At 66.2% G+C, this 14,426-nt stretch carries 15 protein-coding genes; 6 read left to right on the top strand and 9 right to left on the bottom strand.

Annotation, left to right across the window (positions count from 1 at the left end; all coding sequences use genetic code 11):
* Window positions 1-8: 8 nt before the first annotated feature.
* Both GFY24_RS09780 and GFY24_RS09785 read right to left on the bottom strand, forming a co-directional pair.
* Window positions 9-944: a carbohydrate kinase family protein gene (locus tag GFY24_RS09780; protein ID WP_153804638.1), complete on the bottom strand. Its 936-nt coding sequence runs from the start codon at window positions 942-944 to the stop codon at window positions 9-11.
* Window positions 941-1,621 carry a class II aldolase/adducin family protein gene (locus tag GFY24_RS09785; protein WP_153804639.1) on the bottom strand — a complete coding sequence of 227 codons (681 nt, stop codon included), beginning with the start codon at window positions 1,619-1,621 and terminating at the stop codon, window positions 941-943. The genes GFY24_RS09780 and GFY24_RS09785 overlap by 4 nt, the downstream gene beginning before the upstream one ends.
* 54 nt (window positions 1,622-1,675) lie before the next feature.
* On the opposite strand from GFY24_RS09785, the gene GFY24_RS09790 reads away from it, so the two are divergent.
* The 3 genes from GFY24_RS09790 (at window position 1,676) to GFY24_RS09800 (ending at window position 5,178) form a co-directional block, all read left to right on the top strand.
* Window positions 1,676-2,308 carry a TetR family transcriptional regulator gene (locus tag GFY24_RS09790; RefSeq protein ID WP_153804640.1) on the top strand — a complete coding sequence of 211 codons (633 nt, stop codon included), beginning with the start codon at window positions 1,676-1,678 and terminating at the stop codon, window positions 2,306-2,308.
* A gap of 23 nt (window positions 2,309-2,331) precedes the next feature.
* Window positions 2,332-4,395: a neutral/alkaline ceramidase gene (locus GFY24_RS09795; RefSeq protein ID WP_153804641.1), complete on the top strand. Its 2,064-nt coding sequence runs from the start codon at window positions 2,332-2,334 to the stop codon at window positions 4,393-4,395.
* A gap of 93 nt (window positions 4,396-4,488) precedes the next feature.
* Complete coding sequence (locus tag GFY24_RS09800) at window positions 4,489-5,178, top strand: respiratory nitrate reductase subunit gamma (RefSeq protein ID WP_153804642.1); 690 nt, start codon at window positions 4,489-4,491, stop codon at window positions 5,176-5,178.
* Between the two features lie 15 nt (window positions 5,179-5,193).
* Here the strand turns inward: GFY24_RS09800 and GFY24_RS09805 are convergent, their stop codons facing one another.
* The 3 genes from GFY24_RS09805 to GFY24_RS09815 form a co-directional block, all read right to left on the bottom strand.
* Window positions 5,194-6,000, bottom strand: coding sequence for an SDR family oxidoreductase (locus tag GFY24_RS09805; RefSeq protein WP_153804643.1), 807 nt, complete (start codon window positions 5,998-6,000; stop codon window positions 5,194-5,196).
* A gap of 66 nt (window positions 6,001-6,066) precedes the next feature.
* Complete coding sequence (locus tag GFY24_RS09810) at window positions 6,067-7,104, bottom strand: alpha/beta hydrolase (protein ID WP_153804644.1); 1,038 nt, start codon at window positions 7,102-7,104, stop codon at window positions 6,067-6,069.
* A gap of 153 nt (window positions 7,105-7,257) precedes the next feature.
* A complete protein-coding gene (locus tag GFY24_RS09815; protein ID WP_153804645.1) occupies window positions 7,258-7,635 on the bottom strand; it encodes a hypothetical protein in 378 nt (125 codons plus the stop codon).
* Window positions 7,636-7,771: 136 nt separating this feature from the next.
* On the opposite strand from GFY24_RS09815, the gene GFY24_RS09820 reads away from it, so the two are divergent.
* From GFY24_RS09820 to GFY24_RS09830, 3 genes are all read left to right on the top strand, one after another.
* Window positions 7,772-8,365, top strand: coding sequence for a hypothetical protein (locus tag GFY24_RS09820; protein WP_228566120.1), 594 nt, complete (start codon window positions 7,772-7,774; stop codon window positions 8,363-8,365).
* 219 nt (window positions 8,366-8,584) lie between these two features.
* Complete coding sequence (locus GFY24_RS09825) at window positions 8,585-9,172, top strand: hypothetical protein (RefSeq protein WP_153804646.1); 588 nt, start codon at window positions 8,585-8,587, stop codon at window positions 9,170-9,172.
* Window positions 9,173-9,417: 245 nt separating this feature from the next.
* A complete protein-coding gene (locus GFY24_RS09830; RefSeq protein ID WP_153804647.1) occupies window positions 9,418-10,194 on the top strand; it encodes a PIG-L deacetylase family protein in 777 nt (258 codons plus the stop codon).
* Between the two features lie 423 nt (window positions 10,195-10,617).
* Here the strand turns inward: GFY24_RS09830 and GFY24_RS09835 are convergent, their stop codons facing one another.
* The 4 genes from GFY24_RS09835 to GFY24_RS09850 form a co-directional block, all read right to left on the bottom strand.
* The gene (locus GFY24_RS09835; RefSeq protein WP_153804648.1) at window positions 10,618-11,193 is read right to left on the bottom strand and encodes a TerD family protein; all 576 of its coding nucleotides are present in this window, start codon (window positions 11,191-11,193) and stop codon (window positions 10,618-10,620) included.
* A 177-nt stretch (window positions 11,194-11,370) separates the two neighbouring features.
* Window positions 11,371-12,030 (bottom strand): hypothetical protein, encoded by a 660-nt coding sequence (locus GFY24_RS09840; protein ID WP_153804649.1) that lies wholly within the window; start codon window positions 12,028-12,030, stop codon window positions 11,371-11,373.
* Between the two features lie 74 nt (window positions 12,031-12,104).
* The gene (locus GFY24_RS09845; protein WP_153804650.1) at window positions 12,105-13,106 is read right to left on the bottom strand and encodes a hypothetical protein; all 1,002 of its coding nucleotides are present in this window, start codon (window positions 13,104-13,106) and stop codon (window positions 12,105-12,107) included.
* Between the two features lie 71 nt (window positions 13,107-13,177).
* Window positions 13,178-14,425 carry a glycosyltransferase gene (locus tag GFY24_RS09850; protein ID WP_309230661.1) on the bottom strand — a complete coding sequence of 416 codons (1,248 nt, stop codon included), beginning with the start codon at window positions 14,423-14,425 and terminating at the stop codon, window positions 13,178-13,180.
* Between the last annotated feature and the right edge of the window lies 1 nt (window position 14,426).

Raw genomic sequence — 14,426 nt, forward strand, 5'->3', positions numbered from 1 at the left:
CGGCAGATCTACAACGAAGCGCCGGTGGAGTTCCCGGCAGCGAAGGCGTCGGCGGCGGTGAGGTCGAATTCGCCGAAGTCGCTACCCAACCCCTGCGCGACGAGCGCTGCCGCCGCATTACCGAGGGTCGCCGCCGCCCGCAGGTCGCGGCCGAGGGCGATACCCCGCAGGAACCCTGCCGAGAACGCGTCACCGCAACCCGTGGTGTCCACGACATCGACCGCGAAGGCGGGAATGGTCTGCGAGCCCTCGGCGGTGGACAGGAGCGCACCAGCCGCGCCCTGGGTGATGGCGAGAGTGCCGGCTCCGGCTTCGTGCAGGATTTTGCAGGCGGTGGGAAGGTCTGTGGTCCCGGTGAATCCGAGGGCCTGCTCGTCATTGGGCAGGAAGTAGTCGATGTGGGGGAGGGCCGGTGCTATCGCATCGAGATTGCCGAGGCTGCCCGGCGCGATGAGATCGGCGGAGGTGGTGACGCCATTTGCCTTGGCGTGCCGCAGGATTCGCGCCGCAGTGGCCGCGCCGATGAGTTCCGGACCGCCCAGGTGCAGGAAGTCGGCCGCGGCCAGGGCATCCCAATCCACATCATCGAGGGTGTAGAAGGGGTTCGCGCCGAGCAGGTGCAGGCTCGGGCGTTCGCCATTGGGCCGGATGGGCAGCACCGAGGAGGAGGTGGGCTGATCCTGCTTGCGCACCACGAGCGCGGTGTCGATGCCCGCCGAATTCAGCAGGGAGAGCAGGAAATCCCCGGAGGGGTCGGCTCCGACGGCCCCGGCGGTGCGGACCTGCGCGCCGAGTTTGGCCAGGGTCAGCGCTGTTCCGGCGGCAGTGCCCGCGGCGGTGATGCGAATGTCCTGCACCAGTGCGGTCTGCTGCCCTTCGGGAATTCCGTCGACGGGCCGCACCAGAATATCCAGCACATGCGCGCCCAGCGTGATGACCTTCATTGCCTGTCCTTTTCGAGAGATCCGTCCAGCGGCTTGCGAGTGCCGTAGCCGGTGCGCAGAGCCACCTCGATGACGGCGGCCTGCTGTTCGTTCGAGAGCGGTCGCGGTTTCCCGATCGCATTCGCATCGATGTACAGCGCACATGCCCACTCCAGCAGCAGCGCGTTCTCGACCGCCTGTTCCATGCTCGCCCCCAGCGCCACCGCGCCGTGATTGGCCAGCAGCGCGGATTGCTTGCCCCGCAAGGCTTCTCGCACCGCCTGGGCGAGCTCCGGCGTACCGAACGGATGGAACGGCACCACTGGCGTAGCGCCACCGAGCAGCAGTTGCTGATAGTGCAGCACCGGCAGCTCGTCGAGCACGCATCCGAGTGCGGTCGATTTCGGCGCGTGCGTGTGCACGATCGCCCGCGCCGGATACGCGTGGTACACATCCAGGTGTAACCCGAGCTCGGAGGTAGGCGCGTATCGGCCGGCGACGATCTCCCCGGCGAGATCGACCACGGTGACATCGTCGGCGCTCATCTCACCCAGCACCGCGCCCGTCGGCGTGACCGCGACGAGGTCCCCGAACCGCAGACTCACATTTCCGGCGGTGCCGATGAGGAGTCCCTCCTCGGCCAGCCGCCGGGAAGCCTGTGCGACACGGGCGCATTCGGCTGGCGCGGTACTGCTCATTCCGGCTACCCTACCCAAACCTGAATAAGATTCACATTGACTTCGGAGCCGAGTATGCCCGCCCCTCTTCAGCTGCCCGACGCACTGCTGCGTCGCGTGCCGCGTCAGGCGCGCAGCCGGGAGCGGCTGGCCCGGGTGCTGGAGGTGGCGGATCGGCTCATGGGTACCGAGGGCGTCGAGGCGCTGACCATGATCAGAGTGGCTGCCGAGGCGCGTATTTCGGTCGGCTCGCTCTATCAGTACCTGCCGGACCGCGATGCGGTGATCGAGGCGCTCGCCGGGTCCTATCTGGCGATGATCGAATCCCGCACGGCCGCACTGCTGGAACTCGCTCGCGTCGAACGCTGGCCCGATCCCACCGATGTGCTGATCGATGCCTTCGCGCACCTGTACCGCGGTGAGCCCGGTTTCCGCGCGCTGTGGTTCGGTCGCCATCTCACCGAGGCGGCGCGCGCGGCCGACCGCGAGCACAAACGCCGAATGGCGGTTACGCTCCGCGAGATCATGATCGCCCAGGGCGTCGCCGCCGACGTCCCGGAGCTGGATATCGCCTGCCGGACCGCGCACCTCATGGGCGATGCGGTCATGCAGGAGGCGTTCCGCACCGACCCCGACGGGGATCCGGGCCTGCTGACCGAAGCGAAGATCGCACTACGCGCGTACGCGGCCCGATGGGCCGCACCCTGATGAGCATATGGAGGAGTAATTCGATGAGGATGTCCCGCCGATCCGCGCTGACCGGCGCGGCCGCTTCCGCCGCCGCCATCGGTGCGAGTGGACTGCTCGGCGCGAAAACCGCTGCCGCCCAACCGGATAGCGGTGCGGACTACCTCGTCGGCTGCGGTATGGCCGATATGACCGGCGCGCCCGCCGGGCAGGGCATGATGGGCTACTCCGAACTGGATCAGGTCACCACCGGCCTGCTCATGCGCTGCTGGGCGCGCGCGTACATCATTGTCGACCAGGTCAGCGGTGATCGCGTGGTCTTCGTGAACACCGATAACGCGTGCCTGTTCCAGTCCGTGCACCTGGCGGTGATGGTGGAGCTGGCCAAGCGTTTCGGTGACCTCTACACCGAGCGCAATGTGAATCTCAATGCCACGCACAATCACAATTCCTGCGGTGGCACCGCGCGTGAATACGCGTACTCGCTTGCGGCACAGGGCTTTCAGCAGAACTCCTGCGATGCCGAGGTGAGCGGTATCGTCGCGGCGATCACGCACGCGCACGAGCGGCTCGCACCGGGCACCATCATGATCGGGCACGGGGAACTGCACGATGCCAGCGCCAATCGCTCGCGGGTGGCCTTCGATCTCAATCCCGCCGAGGACAAGGCGGAGTTCCCGGACGCCATCGATCCGGCGGTCACGGTGCTGCGACTTCGCCAGGGCGGCAAGGATGTCGGGGCCATCACCTGGTTCGCCACGCACGGCACCTCGCTGACCGATCACAACACGCTCATCTCCGTCGACAACAAGGGCTACGCCAGCTACCGCTGGGAGCACGATGAGATGGGCGCGCGGTATCTCGACGGGCAACCGGGTTTCATCGCGGCGTTCCCGCAGACCAATCCGGGCGATATGACCCCGAACCTGTGGACGCGGCCGTGGCATCCCGCCGGGCCGACCGAGGACAATCGGGCCAATTGCGCCATGATCGGCGAACGTCAATACCAAGCCGGGCGAACGGCTTTCGGCGCCGCAAAGGCCATGTCCAAGGGTGGTGTCGATTCGGTCATCCGCTATGTGAATATGGCCGACACTCTCATCGACGGTTCGTACACTCCGGACGGTAAGCCCGCCCGCACCGCGCCCGCCATGATGGGCGCGGCGGCCGTGGCCACCAGTTCGGAAGACAATTTCAATACCCAGATCCCCCTCCTGCACGAGGGTGACACCAATCCGATGGTGGCGGCCCTGGGCGGCATCGACGCGCCGATCGAGCAGTGGATGCGCGATGCGCAGGCGCCCAAGCTGGCGATCGTGCCGCTGGGTATTCTGCCGCCCCGGCCGTGGGTGCCGCAGGTGGTCGCGATCCAGATCATGCGCATCGGTGATCTCGTATTGGCCTCGGGCCCAGCGGAATTCACCATTGTGTCGGGCCTGCGGGTGCGTCGTGTGGTGGCTCGCGCGCTCGGGGTGCCGGTGGAGAACGTCCTCATGCAGGGCTATGCCAATGGCTACTGCGGGTATGTCACCACGCCCGAGGAGTATGTCTCGCAGCAGTACGAGGGCGGCGAAACCCTGTACGGCCGTTGGACTCTCTCGGCCTATATGCAGGAATTCGACCGCCTGGCTCGCGCGGTGGCCGCCCGTACGGATCTGGGCCGCGGCCCCGCGCCGTTGGACTGGAATGGTGGCTTGCAGCCGAGTCTGCTGGCAGCGGTTCCCGCCGACGTCCCGATCGCCGGTCGCGCCTTCGGTGATGTGGTGACCCAGCCTCCCGTGAATAGTGCTGCGGGAGACACGATCTCGGTCGAATTCGTCGGTGCGCACCCGAACAACAACTTCCGCCTGGGTGGCACCTACTTCGAGGTGCAGCGCTCGACCGGTGACGGCTGGGCGCGGGTGTACGACGACAATGACTGGTGCACTGAACTGCACTGGCAGCGACCGGAGGACAACCCGTCCGCCTCCCTCATCCAGATTCGCTGGACCGTCCCCGCCGAGGCCCGAGCCGGCAGGTATCGGGTCCAGTACTACGGCGACAGCAAGGATGCGACCGGGCGAATCGCCGGATTCACCGGCACCTCCGGCGAATTCGTCGTCGGATAGCCGTCGATTCGCGGCGTTCGCCTCTTTTCCCGGGTCGATGCGTGTGCAACAGTGGTGCGCAACAGCGGGACCGATAAGACGAGGAAGTCGGCCATGGTGTACGTATTGTGGGTCTTCCTGCCCGCCGTGGCGCTCGCCTCCTGCGTCGTGGGACATCTCTGGCGTTATCGGCGGGATCGGTTCCTGAGTTATCTGTACGGCCCGAAGATCGATCGGGCGCAATGGTTCGGGAGCCTGGCATTCCGTACCGGGGTGCCGCTTCTGTTCGCGGTGCGGGTTACCGAAGTGACTGTGACCGGCCCGCATTCGCGCACCGGCGGCCTCGTCGATGTGGTGCTCACAGTCCTGCAGTGCATTGTCGTACCGCTGGCGGTGATCGGCGCGGGCTTGATCCTGATCCCGCCGCTGATCACCGCCGAGGCCCGCCCCCGGATCACGCCCATCGACCGTATGACGCTGCCGGTACTGATCGCCGCGCTGCTCTCGGCGGTCCTGGTCACCTTCGATCCGTACTCGACCGATGATCGCTACCGGACCGCGGAGACGCTCTTCACCTGGAGCCGGTCATTGGTGACCCTGCATCCCGATCCCGCAGTGATGCAACATGCTCCGGTGATCTATCAGGCCCGGGGGCTGATTGTCATGCTGCTCATCGCGATCTGGCCGTACACCCGCTTGGCTGGGATCTTCGCGGTGCCCGTGCTGCGTGTACTGCGGCGTGTCGGCGGCGTGCCAAGCTTGCTGGATATCGTGTCGAACCGTGTTCGCGGGGAGACGATCTGAGTCGCCACCGGGTGGTTAGAGCGTGTCGGTCTTGCTGATCCAGCCGACGACCATGCGGTTGAGCCAGGAGGGGGAGAGTTGGGTGGCGGCCGCGGTGATCTTGGTTTGCAGGCCCACCAGGACGTGTGAGCCGCGAATGGCCCGGCGGTGAGTCGCGGTGTGCCACACCGCGTTTGCCACATCGTCGGCGGTGAGGCGGACCCCGAGTGTGGTCGCGGATTTCGAGCCCTTGGCCACCTCGGTCATCATATCGGTGGCCACGAAGAGCGGGAGCAGGTCGCGGACCGGGATGCCGTAGTGCCGCCATTCGAGGTCCAGGGCCTCGGTGAGGCTGCGGACCGCGGCTTTGGTGGCTCCATAGGTGGCCAAACCGGGCTGACCGTAAAGCGCTGAGGCCGAGGCCAGATTGATGACCTGACTGCCGGGAGTGCGCCGCAGGTACGGGAGAGCGGTGTGGCAGCCGTTCAGTGCGCCCTTGATATTGACGTCGACCAGGCGGTGCTGGCGTTCCAGGGAGATATCGCCGAACGGGCCGGAGTAAAGGATGCCGGCATTGTTGACGAGCAGATCGAGACGGCCGGTGGCGGTGGTGAAGTTGGCCAGGGCTTGCTCCCAGCCCGCCGGATCGGTGACATCGAACGCCCCGGTCACGGTGTTTCCGCCGATCTCCTGCGCGGTCCGCGTCACGGCCTCGGCGTCGATATCGTAGAGCCCGACGGTCCAGCCCGCACCCGCGAATCTGGCAGCGATGGCGCGGCCGATACCGGCCGCCGCGCCGGTGATCAGGACGGCGGGGCGGGAAGTGCTGGCGGGCTGGGACATTCGGGCCTCTCTAACGGTCGATTCGGTCGGCTGCCCGAATCCTCCGCTCTCGGAGCGAATGATCGGTCAGGCTGCGCTGCGCCTGGTGCTCGCCAGTTCGATCATCGCACGATGGAAGCCCGCGGCATCCTTGGCCGCGTCCCGCCCGTCGGCGAGCAGGCCCGCGCCCAGGTGCAGCAGGGTGTGCGGCGCGTCGGCCCGGATCTGCAGGGTCATCGACACCCGCGCCTCCTCACAGCGGCGCGCTACCTCGAGGGCGTCGGAGAGCAGCATTTCGCGCGATCCGACCTGCAGCAGAATGGGCGGCATACCGGTGAAATCGTGATTGACCACCGACCAGCTGGGGTCCAGCACGCCATCGACGGCAATTCCGCGGCGCACCACCATGGCCGGACCGGTGGCGGGCAGTACCGCATCGGTATTGGCATTGGGGTGCGCATTGCGGGCGGTGGAGTCGAAATCGGCCCAGGGTGAGGTCACCGAAATGCCCGCGGGCAGGGGCAGACCCATATCGCGGGCGGTCAGCACCAGCCGCAGCGCCAGCCCGCCGCCGGCGGAATCGCCTGCCACGATGATCTTCTCGGGCGCGAAGCCCTGGTCGAGGAGGTGCAGGTAGGCGGTCAGCGCATCGTCGAGGCTGTCGTTCGGGTGCGCGTCGGGCAGCTGACGGTAGTCGACGGTGAAGACCGGGAGTTCGCTCTCACTGCCCAGCCGGGCAGTGTGGCGGCGGTAGCTGTGCAGGCCACCGGCAATGAATGCCCCGCCGTGGAAGTACAGGATCGCCGCGTCGCGTTCGATGCGCGGATCGGCTACCGGTGCGCTCCACAGCCATTCGGCCTGGCACTCCGCGAAGAACACCGGATGCCGATGCAGTCCGCGCGGTGCGCCCAGAATGCGGGCGGGAGCCTCCGAGAGCCGGGTGGCCCGGAAGATCAATTCGGCTGGGCCGGGCCCGAAGTCGGCGACCCAGGCCCCGGCCCGCAGGAATTGCTGCAGTGTGGTGCGCAATACCGGGTGGGCGATGCGGGTGCCGATGCGGGCCGGTCGGGTCGATTCGACGATCACGGACGTGACGGATTCCGGGGTCTGCGGCGACGTTGCCACGGGGTGCTCCTGTCCGCGCCGCGAACCCGAAGCGCTTGGACTATCTGAGAATATTGCCGATTATGTGGCCTGGGCCACCGACCATCTTCACCCGTGGGGCGCGGATTGTCATGCCCGAGAGGGAAATTCCGTCATTCCGAGACCCATCTCCCCTTATGCAGAACCACGATTGTGGGGCGAATCTTCCTGAATCCGGTGGCCTGTTCGCGAGCCGGAGCGTCGGGCCGGTAGGAATCGCCGGTAGAAGGTGGTCGCGAGCCACGGTTTGCGGCCCCACGCCAGCACCTGCCCGGTGACCGTGGGCCGCCACGGCCCGATTCGGCCGTAGTTGAGCAGCAGCGCCGTCACAGGTTCGGCACTGATATGGACGTCGATCCGGCCACTGACCTCTGGGTCGACGGTCAGCGGTCCATCGAGGAACCGATAGATGTATCCGGTGTGCCCGCGAAGTCGGTATTCGTAAGTGGCGGTGTGCCGTTCACCCGAATCCGGATCGACCCACCCGGGCATGATCTGGTTCAGCCCGTCCATGCGATTTGCGGCAGACGCCCTACATTGCCGCGTGGCGCGCTGTTCGAGTCGGCCGCGAGCCACGTTCGAAGATGAACGGTCCCAGGTCATCTCGGCCCCCGGCAACGTGACGTCGGCCTGATGGCAGTATGCGGGTGTGGGTGACTATTTCGAACGAATCGTCGACCTCGATGTGACCTCGGCCGAGGCGAGCACCCTCGCCGAGAGCATGGTGGATTGGATGGTGTCGCGGCGATGGCTGCTTCGGGAGACTTCGCGCGACGCGATGTACAGCCTGCACGCCGAAGCGGGCTATGTGCCGGGCCCCGACTGGCCGCAGATTACCCAAGAATGGGGCGCTGATTGGATCCCCGGCCCCGTCGCAGTCATTGTCGGACGCCACGCACACCACCCTGGACAGGGCGGCATCGAACCGGCCTCCTCGGTGTGCCCACGCTGCCAGGCCACCACCGTGATCATCGACTATCCGCAACAATGGGAAGCCGATCCCGCTGTGTGGCAACCGTTCTCGGACGCGATCGACGCCTGGGAACAAACAGGTACCGGCGCGGCGATCTGCCCGTCCTGCACCACGCCGAGCCCCATCACCACCTGGCAATGGTCAGACGACTTCGCTCTGGGCGCCCTTGCCTTCGACTTCTGGTGTTGGCCGCCCCTCACCGAGGACTTCATCGCCGAATTCGCCGCGCGACTCGGGCACCGAATCGAACACCACACCGGCAAGTTCTGAGCCAAGCCCGTCCGACAGGAAACGGCCAGCGTTCGGCGACTGAGGACGAGAGCGACTGCGGCACTGGACGTCCAGTCCGAAAATCAACGGGCTGTGGCGATCTGGGCCTGTGTCCATCTATACCTACTCGGCCGGTGGTGCCAGCTTGCGCGACATGAACGCTGGGGTGGGAGCACAGGCTACGACGCCCTCGGACGCCCGGTCCACACCTGGTACGACGTGGACGGGGGCACCATCGTCCAGCACATCGAACCCGACGCCGATGACGTGTTCCCGATCCTGGCCCACCCCAACACCGTCCCGCAGTGCTCGATCGACGACACCGGAGCAGCCCGCATCGACCAACCCCGAAGTGTCGGTGCTCCATGCCACCATCCTCATATGGCACTGAAGTTTTTCAATGGGTTGTCCGGTACGTTGGCGATCGAGCTGACGGAACCGACCGAGAATGTCGCGGCGAACCTGTCCAATCAGCGCGCGACAGCAACCGCGGCGATCAGGGCACTCTCGTTCACGCTGAATGTGTTCGAAAATGGGGACCTTCGTAACTTGACCGTTGACGAATTCGACCGCGTTGTCCTGGAATTGCCCATGCTGAACTTGCGTGGGTTCGGTGATCCGGTTGAACACGAAGCGCCCAACGGTAAGTGGTTCACAGTGCGTGACCTTGCCACGGCCATCGCCGAGACGGAAAGGAGCACTCGCCAGCAGTCGCAGTGGTTCGGCGGCGTCGACGTGCATCACATCTTCTTCGAAGGCATCCACGAGATGGACGATGGAGTTTGGGAGATCTACTGGGGGTCGTGAACGTCCTGTGTTCCCGCTGACCGGTCGATGGTCACCGTCGATGGTTTGCGACTCGCCTCACGCATGCGAAATGTATACAGCCGTTCTGAGAAATTTCGCTGCGAACGCACTGTTATGCCGCGACCCGCGTTGTTTCGAGCTGCTGGCGCGGCGCCTCGAAAGCTCGACGAGCCGTTGGCATCTGGGGCCGCCCGAACGCACGCTACTGCCGATGACCGTGAGTTCACTGCGGTCATACTGGGACAATGGCAACAGTTGTGGCCTTTCACGCGCACCCGGACGACGAGATCATCCTGACCGGCAGCACTCTGGGGAAACTGGCTCACGCCGGTCACCGGGCGGTGATTGTGGTCGCCTGTGACGGTCGTATGGAGCCGTTCGACGGCGCGGTCGCACCTCGTTTGCGCGAATTGCGTTCCAGCGCTGGTGTTCTCGGTGTCGCTAGGGTCGAACACCTCGGTTATGCCGACAGCGGACACGGGCCGATCCTTTATCCGGATCCACCGGGACGAACCCGATTCGCGCGCGCCGGTATCGGGGAGGCCGCCGAAAGGCTGGCATCGATTCTGAGTGAAGAGCGTCCGGAAATCCTGCTCAGCTATGACCGCAACGGCGGATACGGTCACCGCGATCATGTCCGGGTACATGAGGTAGGTGCCAAGGCCGCGGACCTGGCCGGTGTTGCGCGAGTGCTGGATGCGACGCTACCGCGAGAGCCGCTGCGACAGTTGACCATCCCCGCGCGATGGCTCGGCTATGAGGCGAGCGCCGTCCGTGAGGGTTATACCGCTCGCGGCGACATAACTCACCGCATCGATGTCGGGGCCTTCGCGGAGCTGCGTCTGCGCGCGTTGGCCGAGCACCGGACAGTGCTCGACGGCCGCAGCCGCTTCGCCACGATCGCACGTACGCTGCGCCGCATCCCGAAACCGCTGCAAACACGGCTGTTTCGATGGGAATGGTTCGGCGAGGAGGGACACCGTCGGCCGGTATCCGGGCCTTTCGACGACATATTCATCTGATCGAAGTTCCGGTTGTGTCGGTGCCTGGCGGCTCGAACCCGAACAAATAGGCCCGCTCAGTGTTCGGCGGCGAGCTTGGCTTTGATCTTGTCGATGTCGGGATGCAGGTCGGTCCATGCCAGGGTGGGCCACTGGCGTGCGGCCAGGTTCCGGTTTCCGCGTCGGGGAGCTGAGCGGGTGGCGGTGCGGGCGACGCGCTTCTCGATCCTCGACCGGTCCCGAACCCGGGACGGGCTGCCGCATTCGGAGGCGCTGCGCGAGACTGTCGAATTCGGCCGATTGGCCGAGGAGTGGGGCTATCGGCGCGGACGAAATCCTGGTCCACACCAGCACTTTCGACCGCACCGCCCGGCTCGAGTCGCATAGGCGACTGGCCGCGGCGGTACTGGCGGACGCTCCCGCGCCCGCCATGGTCTGACCGACTCAGATGGTGACGCCGAAATCCTGGGCGATACCGGCCAGCCCGGAGGCGTAGCCCTGCCCGGTCGCGCGGAACTTCCACTCCGCCCCATTGCGGTACAGCTCGCCGAAGACCATGGCGGTCTCGGTGGAGGCGTCCTCGGACAGGTCGTAGCGGGCCAGCTCGGTGCCGTTGGCGCGATCGACGACGCGAATGTACGCATTGCGGACCTGGCCGAAACTCTGTCCGCGCGAATCGGCTTCGTAGATCGAGACCGGGAAGACGATGCTGTCGATGGTGGCCGGGGTGTTCGCCAGGTCGACATTGATGACCTCGTCATCGCCCTCGCCCTCGCCGGTCTTGTTGTCACCGGTGTGCTCGATGGTGCCCTCGGGCGACTTCAGGTTGTTGAAGAACACGAAGTGCCCATTGGACACGACCTTCTTCTCCGCCCCGAGGCCGATAGCGCTGGCATCGAGGTCGAAATCGGTCCCGGTCGTGGTCCGCAGGTCCCAACCCAGCCCAACGGCCACTGCCGTCAGGTTCGGAGCCTGCTTGGTCAGCGAAACATTGCCACCCTTGGTGAGACTGACACCCATACCGACTTCTCCTAACGATTCGGACGGCGACCGGTCGGCCACCGAATTCCTCGGAGTCCCACTCCGCAACCCGTCAACGCCCTTGTGTGCGGGAAGGTTCCGAGGCACCGCCCCCAGCCTTGCACATGATTCGGGTCCGGTTGGTCCGGATCGGCGGTAGATGCGGATTTCGAGTGCTCAGACCAGGGCCGCGCGAGAGTGGGCGTAGGCGATGGCGTGCTGGTCGGTTGCCGATGCGTCCTGGTCGGAGGCGCATCGCAGTAATTGTTCGATGGCATGGTCGAGTTGCGGGCAGGGGCCGCGATCGGCGAGTAGGACCACGATCGCCTCCCAGCTGCCCGGGTGTGGATCTGGTTGGGCGAGCAGCTCGTCCAGATAGTGGTCCGGTTCGAGCAGCCGGATGGCGCGGCGGGCGTAGGCGTGTACGCGGCGGGGGAGTTCGGCGCGGATGGTGTCGAGATCGTCCGGGTCGATATGGCCCTGCTGCTCCACGGGCATTCGCATGGACCACAATTCGGTCAAGGAGTCGGGCAGGCCGTCCGGGATCAGGCCGGGGCCGGTGGCGTCTTCGGGGAGGATCGGTGGGAGCCCTAGTCGGGTGTTGCGCCAATTGCAGAAGTCCCACCATGCGGTGGGGGTGGCGGTCATGGTCAGGCCGAAGCGGAGGACTTGCTGGCCGGCGGTGAAGGTGCGGAAGGTTCGGGTGCGGCCGACCGTTGCCACGCCGGCGTCCTGGACGCGTACCCAGGTCGGTTCGTCGCCTTGGAATCCATAGGGCTGCAGCAGTTTTCCTGTGTCGCGCATCAGGCGTCGTAGAGCGGATTCCGGTTTGACCATGTCGGGAGGTTAGCGCCGGGTGCCGACAGATCGGTGTAACCCCCTCTCGCGCCGTGTGTGTCGGGTTCGGGGTATCAGCGCACCAGCCAGCGCAGGCCCGAATCCCCGGCGGTAGCGCAGGTGAGTTTGACGCCGCCGGCGCTCTTGGCCTTCTCGCCGGGTGTATCGCATTTGTCGCCGGGGGCGGGCGCGGATTTGCTCTTGGAAGTCGAGGTGGGGGTGGTGGTTGTGCTGGTGGTGGTGCAGGAGTATTCGATTCCGTACTCCCGTGCGGTGGTCTTGCCGAGGCAGCCGAACGCGACCGCGCCCGCCGAGCTGAGCTGGACGGCGGAGCCGGTGGATCTGTTCGCGCAGAAGAGCCCGGTCTGATCCATTCGGCAGTCGTAGTCGTCGATGCTGAGTTTGCTGCCGTAGGCCAGGGTCGCGCCGTCGCCGAGCGAGAACTGACCCGGATCGCCTTCCAGGTGTCCGATGCCCAGGGTGGCGCCGGGGAAGTCGACCCAGCTGCCCACCCATTGGCCGCTCGGCCGGGTGGCGGGGCGCGCGGGCGGGTCGTCGAACTCCACCATGCAGGTGAGGCCGCCCTGCCCGAAGCTGTTGCCCGCCTTGGGGGTCATGCATTGGATCTTCTTCGAGGGGCTCGCGAAGGCGACGGCCGAACCGAGGTCGTTCTTGGTGCCGCCGGTGGTGGTCGCGGTGTGGAAGTCCGTCGCACCGGTGGGGGTGCCCTCGTTGATCCAGCCGAGGACCACGGCCAGCGATGCCCCGGCGGCCGGCGGCGCGGACGGTGCGGGCTTGGCCGAGGTGGTGGTGACCGGTGCCGCCGCGGGCGTGGTTGTCGGTAGCGCGTTCGGGGTGTCGGTGGAGCTGCCGAACTGCCTGGCGGCGAAGAATCCGCCGGTGGCGAGTGCGATGACGAGCAGCGCCGCCAACCCTATGAGCAGGTATCGGATCGCCGGAGACAGGTTTCGACCGCCGGGCCGCGGCGCGTACCCGGGCTCGTAGTCGCCGACGACCGGCAGTATCTCGGTGTCCTGACTCCACAGGTCGTCGGGCCGACGGTATTCCGGTGACATCGACACTCCCCAGTTCCTTTGATCCACAAGCACATCGGTCCGCCCGCTGTGCTTTGTGAGGCAGCATACGGTCAGACGGGGTTGGATGAGAGGTCGCCGGAAGTGGACGAGGCCGCGGTGTAGACCGCCAGAATTTCGGCGATATGTCTTGATTGACGGGGTTCGTCGGCGTGCGGTGCGAGAGCCTCGCGCATGGCGGCAACACGGGACCTGTCGCGCGCGAGCGAATTCAGCACTTCGGTGAAGGAATCGACGGCGGGAGTGGGGGTGCGGATGCCGCCGTCGGCGGGGATGGTCTCGGAGAGTTCGGGATCGCAGTAGACGATGGGCAGACCCATGGCCACGGCTTCGAGCAGGACCATGCCCTGGGTGTCGCAGTCGGAGGTGAGCAGGAGCAGATCGTGATCGCGCATGGCGGTCAGGCATCGAGCCTGATCGACCTCGCCGTGCAGGCGGATGCGATCGCTCGGATTCGACCGGGTCACTGCGGATTCGACGCGGTCGGCAAGGGGTCCACTGCCGTAGACGTCCAGGGTGCAGTTCTCGGCCAGCCGGACTACCTCGATGGCTTCGAGGGGCCGCTTCTCCGGTGACAGGCGGCCGCACCAGAGGGCACGCAGTGGCGCGTGCGGGCCCACGACCGGAGTTGTCGCGGCGCGAATACGATCCAGGAGTGCATCGTCGATTCCGTTGGACACCACATGAATTGGCCGATCCACCCCCCGCGCGGCCAAACGGCGGGCGAAGTGATGGGTGGGAACGGTTACCCGGTCGGCGGCCTGAGCCTGAGCGATCATGGGACGCCAGGCCAGCCGCGTGGTCCGGGAGTCGCCGTCATAGGCGGGTTGCCTGCGCAGCGGCACGAACCAGCCGTGCAGCAGCCGCATCGTCAGCGCCGCGAAATACGGTGACGGCGAATACTTTTCGATAACGGTGTCGTCACGGCTCTGCATGGTCTGCACGACCGGGATGCCATGCCTGCGGGCCGCGCGAATGCCCGCGATCCCGCAGCCGTAGGTCGTGAGCGTATGTACGATATCGACGGGTCCGCGCGTGGCGAACGCGGCGTCGATCAGGCGCCGATTGGTGCGGGTGGGCAGCACCACCGGCAGGCCGGTCGACATCTTGAACGGCACCGAATCGAGCACCACGGTATCGGCGTCGGAAACCACGGATCCCGGTGCGGGAGAACAGAATACGGTCACCCGATGCCCGAGCCCGCGCAGCCCGTCGCAGAGCGACCGCATGGCCGTCTGCACCCCTCCCAGCGTGGCCGGGTGGAAGTCGGTGAATATCGCGATATGCAGGGAATCGCCCACG

It is taken from the genome of Nocardia sp. SYP-A9097 (genome assembly GCF_009649815.1).
Lineage (GTDB): Bacteria > Actinomycetota > Actinomycetes > Mycobacteriales > Mycobacteriaceae > Nocardia.